Source organism: Komagataeibacter sucrofermentans DSM 15973 (assembly GCF_040581405.1).
In the GTDB taxonomy this organism is placed as follows: Bacteria; Pseudomonadota; Alphaproteobacteria; order Acetobacterales; family Acetobacteraceae; genus Komagataeibacter; species Komagataeibacter sucrofermentans.
On record NZ_CP137159.1, the window covers coordinates 25,638 to 51,144 of the forward strand.

The 25,507-nt window shown below is 58.2% G+C and carries 14 protein-coding genes; 11 read left to right on the plus strand and 3 right to left on the minus strand.

Annotation, left to right across the window (positions count from 1 at the left end):
- The first annotated feature begins 59 nt into the window (after positions 1–59).
- From R5N89_RS15220 to R5N89_RS15240, 5 genes are all read left to right on the plus strand, one after another.
- Positions 60–821 (plus strand): SDR family NAD(P)-dependent oxidoreductase, encoded by a 762-nt coding sequence (locus R5N89_RS15220; protein ID WP_110569749.1) that lies wholly within the window; start codon positions 60–62, stop codon positions 819–821.
- Between the two features lie 31 nt (positions 822–852).
- Entirely contained in the window at positions 853–1,305 is a 453-nt protein-coding gene (locus R5N89_RS15225; RefSeq protein ID WP_110569750.1) for an SRPBCC family protein, read from the plus strand.
- Entirely contained in the window at positions 1,302–2,015 is a 714-nt protein-coding gene (gene bdcA / locus R5N89_RS15230) for an SDR family oxidoreductase (RefSeq protein ID WP_110569751.1), read from the plus strand. Before R5N89_RS15225 ends, bdcA begins: the two co-directional genes overlap by 4 nt.
- Positions 2,016–2,063: 48 nt before the next feature.
- Positions 2,064–2,753 carry an aldo/keto reductase gene (locus R5N89_RS15235; RefSeq protein WP_110569752.1) on the plus strand — a complete coding sequence of 230 codons (690 nt, stop codon included), beginning with the start codon at positions 2,064–2,066 and terminating at the stop codon, positions 2,751–2,753.
- Between the two features lie 95 nt (positions 2,754–2,848).
- The gene (locus R5N89_RS15240; protein ID WP_110569753.1) at positions 2,849–3,496 is read left to right on the plus strand and encodes a glutathione S-transferase; all 648 of its coding nucleotides are present in this window, start codon (positions 2,849–2,851) and stop codon (positions 3,494–3,496) included.
- A 237-nt stretch (positions 3,497–3,733) separates the two neighbouring features.
- Here the strand turns inward: R5N89_RS15240 and R5N89_RS15245 are convergent, their stop codons facing one another.
- On the minus strand, positions 3,734–4,675 hold the full coding sequence (locus R5N89_RS15245) for a LysR family transcriptional regulator (protein ID WP_110569754.1): 942 nt from the start codon (positions 4,673–4,675) through the stop codon (positions 3,734–3,736).
- A gap of 108 nt (positions 4,676–4,783) precedes the next feature.
- Between R5N89_RS15245 and R5N89_RS15250 the strand changes: the two genes are divergently transcribed.
- From R5N89_RS15250 to R5N89_RS15260, 3 genes are all read left to right on the plus strand, one after another.
- On the plus strand, positions 4,784–5,689 hold the full coding sequence (locus R5N89_RS15250; RefSeq protein ID WP_110569755.1) for an NAD-dependent epimerase/dehydratase family protein: 906 nt from the start codon (positions 4,784–4,786) through the stop codon (positions 5,687–5,689).
- A gap of 81 nt (positions 5,690–5,770) precedes the next feature.
- Positions 5,771–7,516 carry an alpha-glucosidase gene (locus R5N89_RS15255; protein ID WP_110569756.1) on the plus strand — a complete coding sequence of 582 codons (1,746 nt, stop codon included), beginning with the start codon at positions 5,771–5,773 and terminating at the stop codon, positions 7,514–7,516.
- Between the two features lie 384 nt (positions 7,517–7,900).
- Positions 7,901–8,974 carry an alkene reductase gene (locus R5N89_RS15260; protein WP_110569757.1) on the plus strand — a complete coding sequence of 358 codons (1,074 nt, stop codon included), beginning with the start codon at positions 7,901–7,903 and terminating at the stop codon, positions 8,972–8,974.
- 462 nt (positions 8,975–9,436) lie between these two features.
- Here the strand turns inward: R5N89_RS15260 and R5N89_RS15265 are convergent, their stop codons facing one another.
- The gene (locus R5N89_RS15265; RefSeq protein ID WP_110569758.1) at positions 9,437–10,045 is read right to left on the minus strand and encodes a TetR/AcrR family transcriptional regulator; all 609 of its coding nucleotides are present in this window, start codon (positions 10,043–10,045) and stop codon (positions 9,437–9,439) included.
- 100 nt (positions 10,046–10,145) lie between these two features.
- Here R5N89_RS15265 and R5N89_RS15270 point away from each other — a divergent pair, with 100 nt between their 5' ends.
- The 3 genes from R5N89_RS15270 (at position 10,146) to R5N89_RS15280 (ending at position 14,356) form a co-directional block, all read left to right on the plus strand.
- Positions 10,146–11,552, plus strand: coding sequence for a coniferyl aldehyde dehydrogenase (locus tag R5N89_RS15270; protein ID WP_110569781.1), 1,407 nt, complete (start codon positions 10,146–10,148; stop codon positions 11,550–11,552).
- Positions 11,549–12,220 carry an NAD(P)H-binding protein gene (locus R5N89_RS15275; protein WP_110569759.1) on the plus strand — a complete coding sequence of 224 codons (672 nt, stop codon included), beginning with the start codon at positions 11,549–11,551 and terminating at the stop codon, positions 12,218–12,220. The genes R5N89_RS15270 and R5N89_RS15275 overlap by 4 nt, the downstream gene beginning before the upstream one ends.
- Before the next feature lie 495 nt (positions 12,221–12,715).
- Positions 12,716–14,356, plus strand: coding sequence for a 2-oxoglutarate and iron-dependent oxygenase domain-containing protein (locus tag R5N89_RS15280; RefSeq protein ID WP_110569760.1), 1,641 nt, complete (start codon positions 12,716–12,718; stop codon positions 14,354–14,356).
- 628 nt (positions 14,357–14,984) lie between these two features.
- Here the strand turns inward: R5N89_RS15280 and R5N89_RS15285 are convergent.
- The gene (locus R5N89_RS15285) at positions 14,985–25,340 is read right to left on the minus strand and encodes a DUF4347 domain-containing protein (RefSeq protein WP_110569761.1); all 10,356 of its coding nucleotides are present in this window, start codon (positions 25,338–25,340) and stop codon (positions 14,985–14,987) included.
- Positions 25,341–25,507: the final 167 nt, after the last annotated feature.

A 25,507-nucleotide genomic window follows, 5' to 3' on the forward strand; every position in this document is an offset into this window, starting at 1 on the left:
ATTGGTATGGAAGTGGCGTTTACGGAACGCGACGCCATGCCTCCTCAAGGAATCCGATTATGAGCAAACCAAAAATCGCATTCATCACGGGTGCCAATCGCGGCATCGGCTACAGTATCGCGAAGCATCTGACAGCCGCCGGTATCAACGTGATCGGCACTTATCACGCTAATGAAGACGAAGCGAAAGCAGCCGAGATCGCCCTCAGCCACGAGGGCGCAAAGCTGCGCATGCTGCAACTGGACATCGCGAACCATGCGTCGTTCATGAATTTTGCAGGGCGGGTCAAAGCCCTTCTTGCAAACGAGTTCGGGCAGGGGGAACTGAATTATGTTGTCCAGAACGCGGGCAACATCATCCACACCCGCTTTGATGCCGCGACATCCGAACAGCTCGACAATCAGTACAACATTCACTTCAAGGGCCCGTACCTGCTGACGGTAGCCCTTCTGCCCCTGATCCGTGATGGGGGCCGCATTCTCAACATCACCTCTGCCGCGACGCGCTTCTATCTGCCGGATCATGGGCCCTACGCGGCCATGAAAGCCGCGACCGAAGTCATCTCGCTCTATATGGCAAAAGAACTGGGCGCGCGGGGCATTACCGTCAATGCTGTTGCCCCCGGAGCGGTCGCATCGGACTTCGGCGGCGGTCTGGTCCGTGACGATGCCACGGTCAACAAAAGCCTCGCGGAGATTACGCCGCTGGGGCGTGTCGGCCAACCTGACGACATTGGAGCCGCGGTCCATGGTCTCCTGTCCGACGACATGCACTGGGTAAATGGCCAGCGCATTGAGGTGACGGGAGGCCAGTCACTTTGAACGCGCACAGAAAAGGGCAGGGGGAGTCCGTATGATCCACGTTATGGCCAGCAGCGTCCTGAATGCACCCATATCATCCGTCTGGGGGCTGATCCGTGATTTCGGCACCCTTGGTCGATGGTTGCCGGGCGTGAAAAGCTGCGTGATCGAAGGCGATGATCCCGGCGACCGTGTCGGCGCAATCCGCCGGGTTGAAATGGGTGATGTCGGTGTCATCCGTGAACAGCTTCTGGCGTTGTCCGACGTGGATCATGCGGTGACGTTCTCGATCATTGAATCGGCTCTGCCGATCCGGAACTACCGCTCAACCATTACGCTTTTGCCCATAACGGATGATGATCGCACGTTTATCCGCTGGCGCGGTCAGTTCGAAGCATCGGCCGAACACGCTGCCAGCATGGAGGCCAGAATGCCGACACACATCTACCAGCCAGCGTTCGACAGACTGGCGGAAATTCTGGCGTTGAGGGAAACGCGGTCATGACCAGCTTTCATGGTAAATCCGTTCTCGTGCTGGGCGGCAGTCGCGGGATTGGGGCCGCCATCGTGCGTCGCTTCGCAACGGATGGCGCGAAAGTCGTTTTCACGTATCTGTCCTCCCCTGATGACGCCCAGGCTTTGGCGGCCGAGACCGGAAGCAGGGCCCTGCGTGCCGACAGTGGCGACCGCGACGCTCTTATCGCGCTGATCGCTTCGCTCGGTGCCTTGGACGTGCTGGTCGTCAATTCCGGGATTCTTGGTGCGGGTGATCCACTGGACATGCCGCCGGACGCCATCGACCGGCTTTTCCGCATCAATATCCACGCGCCTTATCATGCGGCGGTTGCTGCCGCACGGACCATGCCCGACGGGGGCCGCATCATCCTGATCGGTTCCGCCAATGCAGACCGGATGCCGATGACTGGCCTTGCTGCCTACAGCGCCAGCAAGGCGGCACTGAAAGGCATGGTCAAGGGACTGGCGCGTGATTTCGGGGCGCGCGGCATCACCGTCAACGTTGTCCAGCCCGGCCCCACCGATACCGACATGAACCCTGCCGATGGGCCGCTGAAGGATGTGATGCACGACTTCATGGCGATCAAACGCCATGCCACGGGCGCGGAGATTGCAGGACTGGTCGCGTATCTTGCCGGGCCAGAAGCTGGCATCATCACGGGTGCCGCATACAACATCGATGGTGGCTTCGCAGCCTGACGGAATGACTGATCCCCACCCATTCGCTGGAAAAAAGGAATGAGGGCCATGACCCATTCATTCGCTAACGCCGCCCACGCGGGCACCTTTACGATCGGCGGCGATCTCGCCATTCATCGGCTTGGCTTTGGCGCGATGCGCATCACAGGCCCGGGCATATGGGGACCGCCCGCCGATCACGACGAGGCCATCCGCACGCTGAGGCGCCTGCGCAATCTCGGCGTCGAGCAGATCGATCTGTGGCAGTTGCACCGGATCGATCCCAAGGTCCCGGCCGATGAACAGTTCGATGCGGTCAGGTCTTTCATCGACCAGAAACTGATCCGTCACGCGGGATTGAGCGAAGTATCCGTCGACGACATTAAGGCGGCGTCGAAGTTCTTTGACGTAGCAACCGTTCAGAACCGCTATAATCTTGTCGATCGCACCAGCGAGGACGTGCTCGATTATTGCACGGCGCAGAACATCGGGTTTATCCCCTGGTTTCCGCTCGCCGCAGGCGATCTCGCGAAGCCGGGCTCAATCCTAGACATCATGGCAGGGAAATACGGCGCGCACCCAAGCCAGATCGCACTGGCATGGATCCTGAAACGCAGCCCGGTGATGCTGCCAATCCCCGGCACATCGAAGGTCGCGCATCTGGAGCAGAACGTTGCTGCTGCCAGCATCACACTGTCCGATGAAGATTTTGCGGCATTGGATTCAGAAGGACGAAAGGCGTTTCAGTCAACGCCGTAGGGGAGCGCTGCCGGACAGTCCCTGTGCCGAAAGGCTGGGGGAATGTCCGGATAACGCCTGATATTTTCGCTTTCGATGCCAATAAGGCTGCTCCAATGAAAATTTATGACTGGCCCACAGGGCCCTATCCAGCCCGTGTGCGGATTGCCCTAGCAGAAAAGAATCTTCTATCCCACGTCGCGTTCGTGCCGATCAACCTGTGGAAGGGAGAACACAAGACACCTGCTTTCCGCGCCAAAAATTATTCCGGAACGTTGCCAGTTCTTGAACTGGATGATGGAATTTGCCTCGCTGAATGTACGGCAATCACGGTCTATCTTGATGTGCTCGACGGCGAACCCACACTGACCGGCCGAACGCCGCTTGAGAAGGGTGTAATCCAGATGATGACAAAACGCGCCGAGATCGAGATGCTGGACGCCATCAGCGTCTATTTTCATCATGCCACACCAGGTCTCGGTCCCGATGTGGAAGTCTACCAGAACCGGGAATGGGGCCTACGCCAGCGCGATAAGGCTCTGCGCGGAATGCACTATTTTGATGGGGTGCTGCAGAAACAGCCTTTCATAGCCGGTGAGGCTTTCTCAATGGCGGATATTGCAGTCATTGGGGGTTTTATATTCGCCAATGCTGTAAAATTGCCGATCCCGCAGGAGTACGTGGCGCTTTTAGCCTGGTTCGCGCGAATGCAGGAGCGTCCGAGTGTTCGTGAGCAACTGGCCATTGTTCCGCCAAAACATTGAAACGCAAAGTAATCCCGGGCTGACGGCTAGCATACGCCCTCATCTGGGATACTTGGATTTTTCCGGGAGGGAACTGATTGATGCAGTTGCCAGAATGGTCTGATTGTCGGACTGTTTAAGAACGAAAGATTTCTTTTTTGTCGAAAACACCGGGCTGCGAGGCGATAAGTCCGACTGTCAACGCTCGCCCTCATCTCGGATCAGGCAAGACAACCGCGACTATTCCTAAAGCGGACATTACCACACAGACCTCATCTCTTTGGTAGCTTGATGATCAGCTCGGAGATTTGTGGCCAGATAGTCGACAAAGACACGCACTCTTTGCGGCATATAACGATTGGGTCCCATAAAGACGGCGTGCACGGTCTGTGGCTCCCGCGCGGCAAATCTTTCGAGCACTGGGACAAGTTTCCCTGCCGCGAGGTCTTCGTGAACCTGAAACAGCGAAAGCTGTGCAATCCCGGTGCCTGCGAGCGTCAGGCGGCGCATGCTTTCTCCATCTCCCAAAAGGAGATTGCCCCTTGGGTTGAAGGTTCGTGGCTGTCCGGTTTCATCGCGGAACTTCCACTCAGGCATTTGCCGTCGGAAAGCGAACGTCAGACAGTTATGTTTTTCCAGTTCATTGACCGTTTCAGGAGTACCATGGCTCTCCAGATATGACGGAGTGGCCACGGTGACGAAATGCGTCTCCATGAGCTTGCGCTGCAGAAGTCCTGAATCCCGCATCGGACCGACACGAATGGCGACGTCGGCATGATGCTCTACAAGATCCACAACCTGATCTGTCATATCCACACAGAGCCGGATTCCCGGATAGCAGGCCAGAAATCCGGGCAGAAGATCAAGCACGCACTGAAGACCGAACGGCAGGTTCATGTTGACCCGAACGTCTCCCGTCGGTTGGGGCGTTTCATGCAAAAGCCCCTCTTCCAGCGCCGTCATCTGGTCCAGAATACACAGGCTCTCGCGATGGAAGCGCTCACCTTCGGTCGTCAAATCAATGGACCTCGTTGAGCGGTTGAGCAGCCGTGTTTCCAGCCGCGCCTCCAGACGTGACACCAACTTGCTAACGGCAGAGGGTGACATGTCAAGCCGGCGCGCAGCTTCGGAAAACGATCCGGCTTCCACAACAGCCACAAATACTTCCATTTCACCCGACCGGTTGACGTCTCTCAACATATCTGTGCTCTGAATTCATAGTGATTGTGAATTCATGATCTCTAGTCCATTCATCGTTCAAAGAGCAAGTTTCTGGAGACGATCCAAACTCTTTGGAGACAGTGAAACATGAAAATCTTTCTCACAGGCGCAACTGGCTACATTGGCGGTTCCGTTGCACGCTATCTGACAGACTTCGGCCATGAAGTCCGTGGTCTCGTGCGTCAGGCTAAAAAGGCACAAGCCCTTCAGGAAATCGGTATTTCACCTGTTCTGGGATCGCTGGATGACGCCGCTCTTCTGGCGGAAGAAGCCAGGGCTGCTGACGCCGTCATTCATGCGGCCAACTCCGATCACCTGGCATCTGTCCAGACGTTTCTTGAAGCCCTGAAAGGCAGTGGCAAGGCTTTCATCCACACATCCGGATCGAGCGTTGTCGGCGATGATGCCCGGGGAGCCTATGAGCGGCGGGATGTCTTCGCGGATGACACTCCTTTTGTCCCGATGGACATCCGCAAGGATCGCGTTGAAATCAATGAAATCGTCCGGATTGCCGGAGTCCGCGACGGAATCAGGACCATCGTTTTCTGCCCGACAATGATCTACGGGGAATCTCTTGGGTTGTCGGCAAAAAGCGATCAACTCCCCAAGCTGTATGCACAATCGCGGAAAGTCGGTGCCGGTGCTTATATCGGAACAGGGCTGAACCGCTGGTCGAACGTCCATATCCGCGACCTTGCAGAGCTTTATCGTCTGGCTTTGGAAAAAGCGCCCTCAGCGTCCTATTTTTACGCCGAAAATGGCGAGGCGTCTTTCATCGAGATCGCAACCGCCATCAGCAATGCGCTTGGCTTTGAAGGAAAGACCCAGAGCTGGCCAGCAGACGACGCCATTGCAGAACTGGGCGACTGGGCACGCTTTGCCATTGGCTCCAACAGTCGGGTGCGGGCCGTCAATGCACGACGGCTGCTTGGATGGGCGCCTCAGCACACATCCATCCAGAAGTGGATCGAAACAACCGATGTCGCCTGGTGAAGGCAGTCTGATGATGTCCGCTGCGCAGGTTTGCCCTGACGCAGCGGATTTTTTCTTCTCATACTTCCTTAGGAGCTTTCCATGACCGGCCTTGACATGAGTCGCCGAAGCTTATTCCCTCTGGCTGTTGGATTCTGGGCGAGCGCATCTGCATCAGCTCGGGCTCAATCCCGCGCCCCATGGTGGAAGAGCAGCGTGTTCTACGAGATTTATCCCCGTTCCTTTCAGGATGGAAATTCTGACGGTATCGGGGATTTTATCGGTATGAAAGACAGGCTGGAATACCTCGCGGAACTGGGCGTTAATGCGATCTGGGTTGCTGCCTGTTTCGACTCTCCCAATGTCGATAACGGGTATGACGTGCGAGACTATCGCAAGATCATGCCGGACTTTGGCACCATGGAAGATTTTGATGCCTTTCTGGCGGGGGCGAAGCAACTTGGGATTCGTGTCATTCTCGATATGGTTTTCAATCATACGAGCGACCAGCATCCATGGTTTATGGAAAGCAGATCATCCAGAAATAATCGCTACCGCAACTTCTATCACTGGCACGATGGGAAAAATGGCGGTCCGCCCACGAACTGGCAGACGCAGTTTGGGGGGGCGGCCTGGACCCTGGATCAGAAGACAGGCCAGTATTATCTGCACTCGTTTGAAGCACAGCAGCCGGATCTGAACTGGGAGAACCCTGAAGTTCGTGCCGAGCTTTACGCGATCCTGAAGTTCTGGGCCAGCAAAGGTGTTGCTGGTTTCCGGTTCGATGCGATTACCTTCATCGCGAAACCGGAAAAGCTGTACGATCTCACTCCGGAAGAAATTCCGGCGCGGAAGACGTTTGCCGATCATGGAGACCGGCTCAGTTTCTATCTGAAAGATATGTACGAGCACGTTTTCAAGAACACAGAACTATATTCTGTTGGCGAAAACTGGGGCGTGAACCGCGATGAATATGCGCGCATTACAGATTCACGAAACAAGGAACTTTCGTCTGGATTTCGCTTCGATTTTCAGATCAAAGATAATGTCGATGCATGGCGTAAGGGAACTTTTCATCTAAGCGACCTGCGCGCATTCAATCGTGATAACAGTTTTGACGATCACCCCACGACGTGGCCCGTTGTCTGGCTGGAAGACCATGATTACTCACGCTCGGTGTCACGTTATGGATCGCAATTACCCGAATACAGAGATCGCTCGGCGAAACTTCTGGCAACGATGATGCTTTCCCTGCGTGGCACGCCATTTATCTACCAGGGGCAGGAAATTGGCATGACCAATTTTCCGTTCAGATCAATAGATCAGTTCGACGATGTATTTGCGCATAATGAATGGCGCCTGCAGGTTGAGTCGGGACGAATTTCCTCCCGGGAAATGCTTGCAAATCTGGCCGCAACGACACGGGACAATGCCCGAACACCCATGCAATGGAATGAAGGGGCTAACGCCGGATTTTCAGCGGTGAAACCCTGGATGCCCGTCAATCCGAATTTCCGCACAATCAATGGCTCCCGAGAATCTTCTGACCCCGGATCCGTACTTTCCTTTTACAGGAAAATGATCCGGACAAGAAAACAGTTCCCTGTTCTGATCCATGGAACATACAAAGATATTTCTCCGGATGGTTCGCAGATCTATGCCTATATCCGGGAAGATTCTACAAACAGAGCACTGGTTGTTCTGAATTTCTCTGATAACGAAAAAACGTTTCCCTTGCCTGAGGGGCAAAAAGTAAAGCGTGTTATTGCAAGTAATATGGATAGAAAACAGATTGAGGGCAGCGCCATCCGTATGCAGGCATGGGAGAGTATTGTTGTCATTATATAATGAATAATGAGGAAGCGGGGGCTATAATTTGTTTTCTATAAACCATATAGTCCCCAAAATAAGCTACGGGCCTCTATTGTCCATATAGACTTTCTCTTACCAGACGAGATTTTCGCAGACTAATGGGGGCGAAAAATTCTTTGATAAATGTAACTCTGTCTGAATGGAATACTTTCGGGAAGATCATAAATTGATGCGTCCGGTCTGTGCTTCTGTGGTTTGAGAGTGGACAATCCGCTTTCCTCCAAAGCTGTCCGTCGGCTTCAAGAATTAAGCAGATAGGCAACACTCACCTCAAGTCAGACGAGGTAGTAGGCCTCCTGTTGTTATCCTCGTGAGTCTTCCGCAGTTCATAGGAACTGCGTCTTTTAGGAAGGATCTGTCATGCCCAGCCTGTTTGAGCCGATCGAACTGGGAAGCATTTACGCCAGAAACAGAATTCTCATGGCACCGCTCACACGCGCCCGGGGCACCCGTGAGCATGTGCCCACTCCCATCATGGCAGAATATTACGCGCAACGCGCTGGAGCCGGTCTGATCATCTCGGAGGCGACCGGGATCAGCCGCGAAGGTCTTGGCTGGCCTTATGCGCCGGGTCTATGGTCGCAGGAACAGGTGGAAGCCTGGAAGCCCATCACCGCTGCAGTCCACGCCAAGGGCGGAAAAATCGTGGCCCAACTTTGGCATATGGGTCGGATGGTGCATTCCAGCGTGACGGGCCAGCAGCCTGTGTCCTGCTCGGCGACAAAAGCACCTGAAGCTCTCCATACTTATGACGGCAAACAGGCTCCCGAAATCGCCCGTCCTCTCACCAGGGAGGACATTGCCCGCATTCTGAACGACTATGAAAACGCTGCTCGCAATGCCCTTCAGGCAGGCTTTGACGGTGTGCAGATTCATGCCGCCAACGGTTATCTGATCGACGAATTCCTGCGGGATGGCACCAATCACCGTTCCGACGAATATGGCGGTTCGCCGGAAAACCGCATCCGCTTCCTGCGTGAAGTCACGGAACGCGTGATCGCAACGATTGGCGCGGACAAAACGTCAGTAAGGCTTTCCCCTAATGGCGATACAGAGGGCTGCATCGACAGCCGTCCCGAGCAGGTTTTTGTGCCGACGGCAAAGCTGTTGAACGACCTTGACATCGCTTTTCTTGAACTGCGCGAACCCGGACCGGATGGCACGTGCGACAAGATCGATCAGCCCAAGCTGCATGGTCCGATCCGCGAAGTCTTCAAGAAGCCGATGGTTCTGAATCTGGGCTACACACGGGATGAAGCGGTCGAGACAATCGCAACCGGTGTCGCGGACGCCATTTCATTCGGCCGTCCATTCATCGCTAATCCGGACCTCGTGCGTCGTCTGGAAAACAATCTGCCCCTGAACAAGGACGATATCCGCACCTGGTATTCGCAGGGCGTAGAAGGCTATACCGATTATCCACTTGCTCGTTGATACCCTATTGTCTTCGCAAGCTTTTTACAGTAAAAGAAGATTGCATTTTAAATATAGAAACTATTTAGATGCCTACGTTATAATTGTCGCGTGCTGGATGAAGCCACCTGAATAGTTCTATGCCCCGTCATGAATGTGAATACTGAGAAAGGCTGTTTTTGGTAGCCCTTATCGACAGTTGACTGTCCGTTTCCTCCCTTAAGTCAGACATTCCATTCCGGCTGTTCATGCAGGGAAAAATTATCTTCGAATAGGGCAGGCATGATCTACGAAGCGGATATATCCGCTGGTGCCTCGTGTCTGCCCGGGGCATCTTCACACCTGAAGGCGAGAGGAGGCACTTTCAGAAGAAGGGGTCGAGACAGGCTCAGAATCTCGACCTTCCCGGGTGCCGGGCCTTGATGCTGGCCTTGTCGATATAGGTCTCGACGACCTGAAGACTTTTGTGCCGCGAGACGCGCTTCAATCGCTGCAGCTCATGCCATTCAGCAACACGTCCAGCGCCGCCGGGACTGGCGCTGGCCCGACCTTCTCTTCAAGCAACTGGTTACTGATTGCCAGCATGGCCAGGCCGTGTACCTGTGCCCAGCTTGCTGCCGCCAGAGTGCTGACGGCAACCGGCCGGAAGCTGCCGTCACGTTGCCCCTTTTCCAGAAGCCTCAGAAGCACCCCGAAGGTCTTCATGGCCGCATCATGTAGCGGCGCGTCTATTGTCTTGTCGGCATCGGAACTGAACATCAGGCGATAAAGACCGGGATTTTGACAGGCAAACCCGATACAGGCCTGCGCCGCGGCCATGAATTGCGCGCGCGTGGAAGGCAGCCCCAGAGACATGGCCCCTGTCAGGCTCTCCCCAAGCCTGACAAACCCGATCCGGGCCAGTTCACGCAGCAGCATCTCGCGATCCTGGAAATGCTTGTAAGGGGCCGCGTGGCTGACACCCGTGCGCCGCGCCACTTCCCGCAAGGTGAATGTCCAGTTCTGGTCTGCCGCCAGCATGTCCAGAGCGGTATCGATCAGGGCGCGGCGCAGGTCACCGTGATGGTAGGGGCGGTCTTTGGTTTCACTCATTCGTGAGGCCCATGTTTACACAAGAAACTTTCATTGACACCAGATCGTCATGCTTCATACCCTGCCCGCATAAGTTACTCCTGTAAACATGGAGGCCGCAATGTCCGATATTACATCCGCTGACCTGCACCGTATTCTTGACCGTCAGCGCACCGCGTTCCTGCAGGCCGGGCCACCCGACCTGAAACAGCGCCGGACCGACCTGCGGCGCCTGAAGGCCGAGATCCTGAAACGGCGCACCGAGATCGTGCGCGCCCTGAACACGGATTTTGGCCAGCGGTCGGAACACGAAAGCGCCATTGTGGAACTGATCCCGCTGGTGCAGTCGATCAATTACATGATCGCCCATCTGGGCCACTGGATGAAACCGCAGCGTCGCCACGTCTCGGCCTATTTCCAGTGCGGTCGCGCCTGGGTGGTGCGGCAGCCTGTGGGGGTTGTGGGCATTATCGCGCCGTGGAATTATCCGGTCTCTCTGGCCCTTGTGCCGCTGGCGACAGCAATCGCAGCCGGCAACCGGGCTATGCTCAAACCCTCTGAATTCACACCGGCGACATCAGCGGTGATTAGTGAGATCGTTCAGGCCATCTTTCCAGCGGAGCAGGTTTCTGTCGTGACCGGCGGTGGCGAAGTGGGCGCTGCGTTCTCGGCCCTGTCGTTCGATCATATCCTGTTCACGGGTAGCACGGCAGTCGGAAAAAAGGTCGCCGAGGCAGCCGCTCGCAATCTGACCCCGGTGACGCTCGAACTGGGCGGCAAGTCGCCCGTAGTGATCGCGCCCGGTTTTTCCATGCAGCGGGTGGCGGAGCGCGTGGCATTCGGCAAGCTGACCAATGCCGGGCAGACCTGCATCGCGCCGGATTATGTGCTGGTTCATGAAAACGACAGGGACGCTTTTGCCGCAGCCTATCAGGACGCCGTGAAAAAGCAGCATCCGGGTGGTTATGTAGGGTCACCCGATTATACAGCCATCCTCAACCAGCATCATTACGAGCGGCTGAGCGGTCTGATCGGCAATGCTGAAACACAGGGCGCGCGGGTGATCCGGCTGGGGAGCGACTCAGCTACGGATCATGTTCTGGCGCCAGCGCTGCTGCTTGATGTGACACCGCAGATGGCGGTGATGCAGGAGGAGATTTTCGGACCCGTCCTACCCGTGCTGACCTACAGGAGCCTTAACGAAGCGATTGCCTTCATCAACGCACGACCCCGACCCCTGGCCCTGTATTATTTTGGCGATAACCGCGTTGAACGCGACAGGGTGCTGAAGAACACGGTTTCAGGGAATGTTACGATCAACGGCACATTGATGCATTATGTGCAGGACGATCTGCCGTTTGGCGGTGTGGGAGACAGTGGCATCGGGGCCTATCATGGAAAGGAAGGCTTCATTGCGCTCACCCATGCCCGTGGCGTGTACCGACAGGGGCGTTTCAATGCGGCAACGCTGCTTCAGCCACCCTTCGGCAAGCTGACCGACGTCATCACCAATCTGATCCTGAGATGACAACGCGCGCTCTGCTTATCGGTGGTACCGGCCTGATCGGGCATCTTGTTGATGCGAACCTTGCCCCGCGGCCTGATACCGTCGTCACCAGCCTGACGCGCCGGAAATCATCCGGTGCCGATCATGTCATTGATTTCGAACGCCTGTGCGCGGCACCTGACGCGACATTACGGGCTGTAGCCCTAACTGGCTCTGACGTGGCGATTTCCTGTCTGGGCACGACAATTCGTGCCGCGGGATCGCAGGCGGCCATGTTCCGCGTGGATCATGACTACGTCCTCGCTTTTGCCAGAGGTGCGCATGCGCTTGGCGCGCGCCGGTTTATTCTCGTATCTTCCGTGGGAGCGGGTGGTCCCGGTTTTTACCTCAGGACCAAAGGCGCGATCGAACGGGATATCAGGACGGTCGGTTTCAGCCGTGTGGACATCCTGCGCCCCGGCATGCTGCTGGGCCACCGTGCACAGGCACGACCGATGGAGGCAATCGCCCAGCGATTGGCGACAACACTGGCGCCGCTCATGGCCGGCAGGCTTGCCAGATATGGCGCAATTGACGCAGAAACCGTCGCGAAGGCGATTATTGGACTTGTGGGGCAGACGATTGCTGGATATCGGGCATATGACAATACGGCCCTGTGCCGCATTGCCGGTCAGACTGCCCACTCATGAGATGACCCGGTTCAGAACCACTGAGATCAGGAATTAAGTGGACAGGCGGCACTCGCCTCATGGCGGACTTATTCGCGTGGATGCAGTTATTCCGAAAGCCGATATTTTAAGGCGAGCACGGCAGCCCGCTTTTAATGATCGTGAAGCAGATAGCGGACATGAAATCAAGTATTCGCATTTCAGCTTGCCCAGAACTGACAGCTTAGGCTCAGTGGGGCCTGACCCTCGCATCCGCCTAGGCGAGGATCGTCGCTGATAAATCTTAATTCCAGACATGTTTTCGACGTTTGCGGCCATTCTATCGTATCGGTAACCGGAGTATGGTCAGGACAGGCGTGACATGGGGATGAGTTCATTCTGTCAGAAGTTCGCAAATCGGCATTCATCAGGCGTGGCACCAGTTTCTCGTTCGGGCAGACAGCCTATCCTGACGGGGGTGAATTCCGCATAACCAGCCGCGCTTATGCCTGTCTGCTCCTGCTGGAGGCAGGCACCATGAGCACCGTGATCGATGGCGGCAGGCGGGAACTTCATGCAGGTGAGTGTGGCATCTTCATCAACACCACTGGCCGGCGTTCCACCTATGCACCGGGCAGTCAGGTTCAGTGGTGTGAAACGCCGCTGCTGGAGTTACCTGCCCCTGTAGAGCAGGATTTCCTGGGTGACCGGATCCGAGCCTCTCCGCGCATCCGCACGCTTTTCCGGGAAGGGATCGGGTGTGGTCCGTACGTCTCGCCAGCTCTTGATACGTTGCGCAACGCCCTGGGTGAGGCCCTGTTCGCGGCATGGCGCATCGAGGCGGGAGAAGGCATGGCCGGACACATGCCCGCGCCGCTTCTCGCGGCCAGATCCTATATCGATCTGCATTATGCCGAAAAGCCGGACCTTGAAACACTGGCCGCTGTGGCCGGCATTACGCCACCCTACCTGATAGACCTGTTCCGTCGGCATCAGGGCACCACGCCCATGCGCTACCTGCGGGCCGTGCGTGCACAGGCTGCGCTGCGCCTGATCCGGCATACCGACATGTCACTGGCCAGCATTGCGGACAGTACGGGCTATGGCTCTGCCTTTCACCTGTCACGTGAGATCAGGCAGTTCCATGGCCTCAGCCCGCGCCAGATACGCCAGCAGGGCACTCATTCCAATCCGTCCACCCAGACAGGTGACGCCGAACGCCTGTTTGCAGATAACCGGTTTTCTCCCGGTCCTGAGGTAAAAAGGAGCCGTCCCATGACCCATAACATCCCTGTTATCGACATTGCCCCCCTGCGCCAGGGTAACGATGCAGAGCGGGAGGCCGTGGCCAGCGCCATCGGCAGGGCCTGCCGCGAGACTGGCTTTTTCTACATTACCGGCCACGGCGTGTCTCCCGATACGATAGCGAAGCTTTTCGAGGCCTCGCACACGTTCTTCACCCAGCCCGCCGCCGCCAAGGAAGCCGTGGCCATGAGCCGCGTGGGCCAGAACCGGGGCTATGTAGGGCTGGGGGTCGAACGGCTTGATACGACTTCCCTGCCTGATCGCAAGGAAGCCTTCAACATCAGCCCTAACCAGCCCGATGGCCAGGACGCATGGCCTGCTCTACCGGGATGGCAGGATCTGATGATGGCATATTTCGCCACCTGCCTTGATCTCGGCGCGGCACTGCATCGCGGTTTTGCCCGTGATCTGGGGGTAGATGAGGATTTCTTTGCCGATAAATTCAGGCACCCCATGGCCACGCTACGCCTGCTGCGCTATCCGCCCGCATCACAGGCCAGCACGGCACCGGGAGCGGGTGCCCATACCGATTACGGCAATGTCACGATCCTTGCGGTTAATGGCGTATCGGGCCTGCAGGTACGTCCGCGCGGTAGCGACTGGACGGACGCCCCGCTGATTCCCGGCACGTTCATCTGCAATATCGGTGATTGCCTGATGCGGTGGAGCAATGATGTGTATGTCTCGACCCCGCACCGGGTATTGCGCCCTGCAGGTGAGCGGTATTCGATCGCTTTCTTCCTCGATCCCGATGCGGATGCATTGGTCGAGCCGATCGTAACCCGCTCCGGCGAGCAGGCGCATTATCCCCCCGTCACCGGGCATGACTACCTGCAGGAAAGACTGCAAGCGACATACGGGCATAAAAACTAGGTTCAGACCTATTAATTTGTTGGATTGAGCATGTTCTACGATTCATAGGGCTTCCGGAGGATAAGCCTACGAGTGATGTGTTTTTGTTGTTTAAGAGCCAGATGGATAAGATTACGTCGTATTTTCCTCTGGTTCACGGGGTGGCGCATGTGGATGATTGCAGCGTGCTCAAGAGGATCGTGTGTGTGATCCGTAACGGGCTTCAGTGGAAAGATGCGCCGGAAGCATATGGTCCGCACAAGACCTGGACTTGTAACGGATTTGTACCGTCTCGGCCGTGGTCGGTTCCGGTTCCGGTTGCGCGCCCGCGTCCCACCGCGCCTGCTTCCACCAGTCGTGCAGGCTGTCTCCCGAACAGCCAGCCTTGCCACCAATCTAGCGACAGGCCGCCGATAGGCTCGGGTAATCCGAGCGGTGCTTGTCCAGAAAGCGCACAGCGCACTCACGGAACTCAGGCGAATAACGCGATGTCTTCTTCTTATCAGCCATCTGCCTCGCCGCAACTGTCATGTTCTGGCTATGAGTCCTGAGCCTAGACAGTCAAAACAGGTGATTCACAGGCCTGCCTCCATGCAAACCTGTGAATCACCAATGGTTTTTCAATTCAATAAGTTGATGAACCCTGAGGCTACTGATTAATCAGGTTACGACCATGCGCATGCGCTGCTCTGTGGCCAATCTGGCGCATCTGCGCCCGCAGTCCCTTTTTGCCGTGAACTGCCTCGGCAGGCTGATGGCTGGCACGATGGAAGTCGGGGTTGAAGGCGAGCCAGTCCATGTCCTGCTCCACAACCTGCATCGCCCGCTCCACCGTCTGTGGAATGGACTGGTCATCGGCCATCTGCCACGCAGGATGTTCGTGCCCGATTACCACATGCACATCAACCTCTGCCTCATGGCCATATTCATCACGGCCAATAAGGGTCAGGTCGATGGAGCCGGTGGCGTCATCGGGCGCAATCATGGAAAAGCAGCGGCGATCCGCATCGAACGAGACCCAGTCAGGCAGTGGCGCACCGCCTGACTGACGTGCCGTAATGGTCAGGTTGAGGTCCGTTCCATCCGAACTGATAAAAGCACCGGCAGGCACATCAACATCATATTGCTGGTTGGTTGTGACAAACCGATAGAGCGACGTGCCGCGTATCCATGTCTGGTGCGCAACACCAAAGCCACGCTGGAACTCGTTCTCGAACCCGTCTTCCACCGATGTCTTGAGCAGGTCGGAAGAACTGAGGTCATTATTGAGGGTCGAACCCGAAAGGGCAGGATTGCCCTCCTGCTGCGTCACGTTTGTGTTCAGTGCAACGACGGTCTGCGAGACATGGCTGGTCTCATCGGCCATGAGTGCCGAGACATCGGCCACCTGTGCCGCCGTGCCCGTGGCCAGCGTGCTGTTGGTCTCGACCAGTGCTGCAGACAGGCCACCCGGCGTGCCGGTAAAGCCTGTTACCGGTGCAAAATGCAGCTCCGCGCTGGCAGGTAGCACAAGAGCGGCCGTGGCGGAAACCGAGGTGCTGACATTCTTCCACGTCCGGCCACCATCGGTTGAATACTGCCATGTGCCCTGCGTTGCCGGGTTGGCCGTATTGCCCACAATGGCAACGCCCTGCAGATGGTCGGCCACCGAGCCATCAGGGTTGGCAGCACTGCGCTGCTGATCGGCCTGATCAGAGAAAGTCGGCCCGAACAGGCTCGACACGCTATCGCCCCTGACCTGCTGGTTGCTGGTATCGGCCGAGGGCAACGTGGCGCTGCCGCTGGCTACCGGTGCGTCATTGACCTGCTCAACACCGGTGCTCACCTGCACCGGCACCACATCAAGCGCGGTGCCGCCGCCGGTATTGCTGACATCAACCCCTGTTGCAACGCCGGTTATGGCATTACCTGCCACCGCCTTGCCATCCGCCCCCGTGAAGGCGGTGGCAGTCGTATTATCGACCACCGTTGCCGTAAACGAGATGTTGGACGGATCACCATTGAAGTTGGGCGTAGGCTGGAACCAGATCTGCGCATCCTTGGGCAGTACGACCGCACTGGTGGCGGAAAGATCAGTCGGCAGCGCCTGCGCCGTGCCACCGGGCACGGAATACATCCATGTCCCTTCGCTGGCGGGCGTGGCATTGCCGGTAATGGCAACGCCGCCCACGCCATTCGGGTCGGTGGTGGTGAACAGTTGCGAGACAGTTTCCTTCGTGCCTGGCTGGTCTTCCGTGCCTGGCGTAATGTTTACTGCCGTATGGGCGTCCTGGTTAACCGTGACATCAAGCGGCTGGCTATTGGTACTGACCGACCCGTTGGGGTGATCGTGCTGCATCTGGGTTATGTTCACGCCCGTCAGGGCCGTGGCGGTGCCATCGAGCGCCTGCCCGGTCACGCTGGTGGCAACGCCATCGCTGCTGCCGGTCAGGGGCACGTCAGCCGAGGTCTCGACAACCTGCGTGGTCAACCCGCCTGGCGTGCCGGTAAAATTTGGCACGGGGTCAAAGCGTACCTTAGCCTGATCGCCCAGCACCACGGCATTGCTACCTGAAACATTGGCGGGCACGTCCGTCCATGTCTTGCCGCCATTGGTGGAATACTGCCACGTGCCCTCGGTCGTGGGGTTGGCCGTATTGCCGGTAATGGCCACGCCAGCCAGGTGGTCGGCGGTGGACCCGGTGGGGTCACCCGCACTCTGCTGGGCATCGGTCCGGTCCTGCACGGCGTTGGAGTACAGGCCTGCAACCGTGGTGCCCGTATTGGCACTGTCAGCACTGTTGGATGTCACATCAGGCAGCGTGTAGGGGCCTGCCGCCATGGTAGGCGGATCATTGACCGGCATCACCGCGGTGGACAGGTCAACCGTGCCCGCGCTGAGCGCGGTCTGCCCGCCACGGGTCGAGACATCGGCACCGGCAACCGCCATCGTGCCGGAATCGAGCACGGCACCGGTCAGCGACGTGCCATCTGCCATGGTCAGGGCCTGCCCGTTCGCGCCCACCAAGGCCGGGGTGTCCGATGTGGTGCCCGAATTGTCGATCAGCACGACCTTGAGGTCATCCCCGCTGATAGGCTGGCCGTTATAGTTGGCTGCAGGCGTAAACTGCAGTTGCGCATCCTTCGACAGCAAGAGTGCATTCGTGGTGGAAACGGAAACCGAAAGCTGCGTCCATGTCTTGCCGCCATCAGTGGAATACGACCATGTGCCCGCCGCCGAGGGCGTGTAGCCCACCACGGCCACGCCCGCCATGGTATTGGCGGTGGAACCATCGGGGTTGGAGGCACTCTGCTGCTGATCGGTCTGGTCCGAGAAGTAGCTGCCGAACAGACCCTGCACGCTTGTTGCCTGCGGCGTGTCTTCCGTCACCTTCCACGAGGCGGGCTGGTCCCCCGTGACCGGGGTTGCGCCGGGGATGGTGTTATCAGCCACCACGTTCGGGGCGTCGTTTACGTTGTCATTTATCAGCGCAACGCTATCTGTGGCCGCTGAATAGGCCGAACCCGGCGTGTTGGTGCCCGTGCCCAGCCCTGCTGTGGCCGGCAGCGCGGAGATGGTGCCATTGGTTGCGCCGTCAAACTGGTCCCATGCGCGGAAGGTCAGGGCATCATTGACCTTGCCGTTCCAGTTCGGGTCAGTGGACTGGAAATAAATTCGCGCCTGCCCGTTATCGATCAGGTGCAGAGCATTGCCACTGCCAACCGCGCTGCCTGCGCCGCTACCGGCAAATTCACTCCATGTCTTGCCGTTATCGGTGCTGTACCACCATGTGCCATGGGTGCTATCAGCACTGGTAATGGCAATGCCGGGCAGCGAAGGAGTGCCTGCGGCACTCTGGCCTGTCAGGCCCGCGCCATCGGGGTCGGTCACGTTGCCCGCGCCGTCCGCTGCACCCGTATAACCCACCAGTTGCGAGACTGCGGTGCCCACCGCTCCCTGGGGTGGAGCTGAATCTTCCTGCGCATCGTTAAGGGAAACCGGGGCCGAGGGATCGAGTATCGGGGAGTCATTGGCGGCAGCCACCGCAATCGTGCCGTGTGTGACGATGGGAGCGTTCGCCCCATTTTCAAAGACCGATATGCTTACATTCCGCGTGCCCACGATGGGCGTATCGGAACTGTCGTAATATTTCAGGCTGCTCAGCGTGCTCTGCCAGTTCTTCAGCGTAGTGCCGGTTCCTGCGGTCAGTGTCAGGGTGCCGGTCGCGCGGTCCATGCTGGTGGTAATGCCGCCTGCCGTGGTGGCGGCCAGCACGTCCTCCGCCGTGGCGGAGCCGATCTGCACCGTCACTTTCTGGATCGAACCCACACCCGTGCCTGATGCGTCCTCCACCGAGATATAGGAGCCGAGGGCGGTCGCCGACGCTGTGGCCGGGGTATCATTGGGTTCGGTAAAGGTGGTGGCAAAGGGGGTGCCCCCAACACTCACGCGCGTGAACATGGGTGTGCTGGTTTGTACGCCACCCGTGCCCTGCGCGCCGGTTGCAACTTGCTGGCCCGCAAGGTTGGTATTGCCATCGGAGAACGTAGCCCCCAGCGTGACATCCATCTGTGTTGCTGGATTGGTCGCTGCAGGCGTGTATGTATAGGTCAGATCCTGTGCGAGTGTGGCGATGCTGCCCTTGGTGGCGGATGCATTGAACGTGACCTGCAGCACGCCGCCCTTGTCGGTATAGGTGCCGATGGCGGTGCCGTTCACACTCACCTGGCCACCGGCCATGCTCACCCCGGTGCCTGCCAGCGCGCCGAAACTGTCAGTGGCCGAAGGCGTGGCCGTGCCATCGACATAACGTTGCACCGTAAGGGTGGTGTTGGCATAGGAGTAGGTACCGCCCTCGGCGGTTATCAGCCTGTCCAGTTCGCTATCGGCCACCTGCACACTGCCATCTGCGAGGGCCGTGGCAGTGCCTGCGGTGGTGACGTGGGGCGTGGTGTCCTGCCAGCCTGCAATGGTGGGGGCGGTGTCGGGCAGTTCATAGGCCAGGTCGGCATGGGTTGCATTCATGCCGCCCGTGGTATCGGGGTTAATGGCGGTGACCGTGCTGCCTGCCGTACCGTCGCGGTTATAGACTTCCGTCTCGTTGGCGGGCACGCCATCCGTTCCGCCCGTGGCGGGTACGCTGATTTCGGCAATGGAGGATGTGGGCGTGCCATAAACGGGCACCAGTGCCGCATAATCGCCGCTGGCATCGGTGGTGATGCCTGACTGCACAAGGCCGGAAGCATATGTGCCATCCTGCCCACGCGCGATAACCGTAACCCTTACCCCACCCAGCGCGGTATCAATGGCGCTGTCATAGGTGGCAGGCGTATTGCCCAGCGCCTGCCATATCTGGCCCGACAGGGTACCCAGCCCCATCGTGACGGTACGCGCGTAGGTATTGGCGCTGTTGGTGCCTGCCGTGCCAGCCTGCCCGGCCGAGCCGTCACGGCTCTGGTCCGTTCCGCCAGAGTTCTGGGGGGTGACGTTGTTCAGTGATTCCCACGTCACACCTGTCGTGGTCTGCGCCAGCCCCTTCTGCAGGTCGGACAGCTTGACCGTATAGGTTACGGTCTCGCTGGCGCCCGAGGCCAGGGTCAGGCCGCTGGTGGTAACGGCGTTCGCACCTGCTGCCGCCACGCTGCCGGTAGAATTGATCGCGGCATTCAGCGTGCCCCCGCCCTTAGCCGTGACCGTGCCATCAAGGGCTTCCTGCCCTGCAAGCAGCGGGTCATCAAGGGCGACATCATAGGCCGTGGCATTGCCAGTATTGGTCAGGGTATCAACAAAGGTGACGGTATCATTCTGGTAGTCGATTTCACTGACCGTCTTGCCCAGCGTAAGGGTTGGCTCCTTTACCGTCTCGGTTGCAGCAGCGGATTTTGCGCTGGTGCCCGATGTACTGACGGACAGCGTCTCCGCCAGTCTGGTGCCGTCCTTGGTCGCCGTTGTGTTGGCCACCGTGCCCGCCACCTGGATGATGGCATAATTGGGCGTGGTGGACGTATCGTTATTGGCAACGGTGCCGAGGTCGATTTTCAGCAATGTCTGACCGCTGGCCGTAGTGGTCGAGACCACGCCTGAAATGCTATCGGGATTAACCGTCAGTCCCGATTGCGCCGCGCTGCTGAGCACGAACGTCTTGCCATTGCCCGACAGGGTCAGTGCCGTGCCATCCGTCCCTTCGTTGAACTGCACGCCGGTGGCATCGCCCAGCGTGGAAGATGTGATCAACCCGGACTCACTGGCCAGCAGCAGGCGCAGCGAACTCATGTTCAGGTCCACATTACGGGGTACCGCGATGGTCAGCACCATATTTTGGTTCTGTCCCTTGGGAATCGTGACCTCACCCTGCAGGGTAATCGTATCGCCCGGCACCGTATTGGCGGCCGTGACGGGTGTGGTGGCCGAAATACCGCTCGTGGTACCATTCCCTTCGCCCACAATGTCCAGCACGGCCGTGTAATTGCCAACCTTGGGGGTATCGCTCGCCAGGGCCGTATAATGCTGGGGCGTGTCGACTGTCTTGCCATTTTCCGTCAGCGTGCTGGTTGTGGGGGCGGAGTTCCAGCCATAGTTGTCCGTAACCCGCAGGGGTGTGTTGGCCGGGAGGTCCGATTTGACCGTGCCGGTTATGGTATAGGTTTCCGACTGGCCGGGCGCCAGGCTTGCCAGCGTGCTGGTGCTGTCAAATGTCGAACCATCCCTGGCAGGCTTGATGGTGACATTATCAAGATCCGATGAAATGCTGGGATCATGCGTAATGTCATATGCCGTGACCTTGCCGGTATTGCTCAGGGTTACGGTGTAGGTGACATGCTCGCCACTGTACAGCGATTTACCGCCGCTGTTATCCTTAATGGTTTCGGCGAGGTGGGGCGTGCGTTCGGTCACGGTTGCCGTGGCCGGGCCGGATGTACGCGCGGTGTCCGTGCCGGTACCATCCTGTGCGGAATAGTTCAGCACGGCGGATGTGGTGATCTGCTGACCATCGGCCGGAGCGTTGTTCTCACCATAATAGGCATTATAGGTCAGGGCTATGCTGCCCGAGGCATCCGTATTGGCATTGGTGACCTTCTGGCCCAGGTCGAAGGTCAGGGTCGTGGTGCCATTGGCATTCTTTACAACCGTCGGTTCAGCCAGCTTGCCGGCAGAAGACGTGACCCCGCTGCCCATGGTGTAGGTAAAGGAACCGGGCACATAATCCTCACCCTTGGGCAGGGTTTCGGTCACGGTTACATCGTTGCTGCCATTCGACAGCGAACCCTCTGGCAGTGCGACGGTAATGGTTGTGGGGCGCGTCTCACCGCTGACAATGGTGCCGCTGGATGTGCCCGATGCATCCACCCCGTCATTGACCGGCAGATCGGATGCGCCAATGGTCTTGCTGATGGTAGGCGACGAAAGGGTTACACTTGCCGGATCAGTCAGGTCCGATGCCTGACCGCCAAGCGGCACGCCATTGGTAACGAATCCATCGCCCTTCGCCACTGCACCGGGGCTGTTGCCAAAGTTCACCACCTGTGCGCTGGCCGTAAGCGTATCGCCCGCATTCTGCCCCGAAGGGAGCGTCAGATCGTAGGTAATGGTCAGGTCCTGCTTCTGGGCAAGGACAGCCGCAGTCGCTGATGTGGCCGGTATGGTCAGACCGCCAGTAGTAAAGTAACTGGCGGCAGCGGTCGATGCATCGGATGCGGAGGAATAGACCACGGTGCCATCAGGGCGCGTGACCTGAAAATCCTTCACATCGGCCGCGCTGAACCCGGCAGGCAGGGTGCCTGCCACCGTCAGGTCATACATGCCGCTCGACCCGGTATTTTCCACCGTGGAGGCAATACGTACGGTATCGCCACCATTGGCGCCGGTGGCGTTCAGGTCATCCACGGCGCTGATGCCGCTGGCGGGCGTGCCGGTATAGGCCCCGCCTGTGGTGCCGGCAGCATTGAAGGTTGCGGTGGGGTCGGTGCTGCCTGCCTCGCCTGCAGTCTGGGGGGTGTAGGTTACGGGCTGGTTTGCGCCGCTGTCATTCGTAACCGACACGATACCGGTCTTGAGTTCCGCCTCCGGCTCCCCAACGGTGATCGATTGCAGCGTGGACTGGGCCGTCTGGGTATTCTGCCCGTTGGTGAAGGTGGACTGTTCCTGACTGGTCAGGGTCAGGCCATCGGCAAACGGACTGGAGGTTGCCTTGAGGGTAAACAGTACGGCCACCTTGTCATTCGAAGTGACGGTGGTGGTGCTTCCCATGTCGAAATTGATGCTGTTGGTCGAACCCTGCGTCGAGACCGTGACATTACTGGGGGCCGGGTTGGATGCGGGGTCGGTATCGCCCGGCATGCTCAGCACGCTGTAGGTGCCTGCCGCCTGGTCAGCCAGGGCGGTGCTGCTGGCTGCGGTGAAGCCGGATTTGCCGTTGCCGGTCGGATCGGTCGTATCATAGAGCGGCAGCGGCAGGTAGGAGGCCAGGTTTAGGCCGTTGTAAGTGCCGGTTTGAAGAGCATAAGTCGCCTCATAGGTCACCGCATCGCCTGCGTGGATGACCGGCGTGCCATCGGCCGGATCAACGGGCTGGCCGTTGATGGCCACGATCTGCAGCCCGGTAGAGCCTTCGGGCACGGAAAGCGTACTGCCCGAACCATCCTGCACGGTGGAAACCTTGCCATCCGGCCCCGTTGCATCCGCACTGACCGTAACGGTACTGCTGACCGTATCGCCTTCCGTCACGGGTTTCAAAGGTGAGGTGCCCATGTAATTATTCAGGATCGTGCTGGCGTAGCTGATCGTGCCCTGCTGACCTGCCCCCATGACGGGCAGGTCATGGTCGGCCAGGTACTTGCCAATATTCATCGTGACCGTGGTCTGCCCGTCCGTTCCCTGACTGTAAGACCAGTATACGTTCGAGCCGGATGTCTGGATCGTCTCACCATTGATGGTCTGGGTCATCGCATTGGTTACGGCCCCGAGTTGCACGGTATGCGCAACACCCGTGGCATCGGTGTAGGTAAAGGCCGGGTTCGTGCTGGCCTGCAGGGTCTGGCCATCGCTCAGGGTCGTGTTCAGCACCGTGTTGGTGCTGGAATAATAGTCTGAATTCTCGATATGGATATCGTGCGTAACGGTATCCCCCGGCATGGCCTGATTGTCTGCCAGGCCAGTCGAGGTGCCGTCTGCATTGGTGATGGTATCCGTCTCCTGCACCGCGAACGCCTTGGCATTGAACGTGGTGGGCGATGTATCCACCGTCTGGTTCAGCGCAATCGGCGTGGCTGTCTGGCCCTGCGCCACGGGCGGGGTCCAGCTGCCGGTATAGGATACGGTGCCCCCCGCAATGGTGGTGGCCGATGTCGTGCCGCCAGAAGAATTGAGAATTGAATTCCGGGCCGCATCCGTCTGGCCGACATAGACCGGGATATTAATCTTGTAAGGCGCACTCGCGCTGGCGGCCACGCTATCGAGCGTAATCTTGACAGACCCGCCTTGCATTGAGCCATCAGCGGGCGGCACATAGGTGGCGGTGCCACTTATGGTCGAGCCATCGGCTCCCGTCAGGGTAATGGGGCCATTGGTGTAATTGACGTTGTCGGGCAGGGTGACATTGAGCGTCATGTTCTTGATGGCGTTAGCCTGCGTCACTTCGGCAGGCGTGACGCTGACCTCGTAGGTGGCGGGATAATCCGGGCCGGTCGGTACTTCATCCTCTCCACGCGGCGAGGTGATGACACCGGCAGTCACCCGCATGATATTCTGGTCAATGCTATTGGTCGCGATCACGCCCTGAATGGTCGGGTCTGTACCGGGATCGTTCAGCGCATCGGCGCCATACTGGTAGCCACCGGCCGCCGCTATGGTAACAGGCGCACCCGCACCGGTGGGCGCACTGACGGGCTCAGTGGTATTATTTGCAAAATTTGCCGTAAGCGTAATGGCAGGCTGCCCCGGCGTGTAACTGCCAAACGGCAGGGAAACCACATACATGGTATCCCCCGCCTTGAAGCCCGCAGGTGCGCCCACGAACTGTGGCTTGCCATCCGTGCCGCTGCTGTACGGATTATAGGCCCCGACCTTGCCATCAACATCCACCAGCGTGACAGCCTTGGCGGACAGGTTCTGGCCCAGATAGGTTACAGAGGTAAGTGGCGTATCCTGCGTTGCGTTGGTGGGCGCGAATATCTCGACAAAGGGCGCATAGCCCACACCATTGGCCGCACTGTTGGAAAAGGTAATGTTCTGGGAAAAGGAATTGCCCAGCAGGTTGCTGGTGCCGCTGGTGTTCGCAATGGTGACTGTAGCCGTCGGGCTGTCCAGCACGCTGTCATAACCGGCCTCGGCCGTGGTGGAGAACGGTGCGTCCACCGCATTGCCGTCCAGCCCTGCCGTGCGCTCCAGTGTCCAGTCACCCCCCATGGCCCCGAGGCCCGTGGCATCGGTCGAGGCGGCAACGCCGGCGCCGGTCAGGGTATGCAGGTCCTCGACAAGCGCCCGGCCTGCAGCGCCCTGCCCCACGTCGCAACCCCAGAACAGGATCTGCCCCTTCGCCCCCAGCGCATCGCCCCAGTGGGCAACCTGCGTGCTATCGGCCATGAGGGTGGCAGCGTTTATGGTCGTGCCGCCAAGCTCTATCTGCCCTGCCTGCCCGTAGGTGAGAAAGCTGACACTGTTGAGGTTCTGCTGGTGCGACAGCACGCGTGAGACAACGGACATACCATCGCGCGTGTTGTCCACCACCACCACGCCCACGTTATTGCCCAGTGAGGCGGTGAGCTCACGCCAGTCGCTGACGCGGGAATCTACAAAAACGATATCGGTAAAATTGTCTTTTTTACCACCATCGCGCTCATGCATCGACCGATTTGTACCAGCGGTTGCAGGTATATCGGACAGGGAACCGACGGCTTCATCCACAACGGGCGTATCATGGGCATTTTCGCCCTGATTCTCGTGATGATGCCTGTCTGCCCCGTGGTGATGGGAGACATGCGCCACGCTGCCATCAAAGAGATATCTCTGCTCAAGAATCAGACGCATGAAAAATCCATTTTTATCAACACTTTGTTCATGAATGCCAGATTATGGATAACATATGGTTTCCATAACCTGAATCATTACCACGCTGCAGGATGCTACGGTTGCATATTCAATTCCCGCATTTCATCTACAATTTTTTTTCCCGTGTTACAACAAATGAAGTTGAC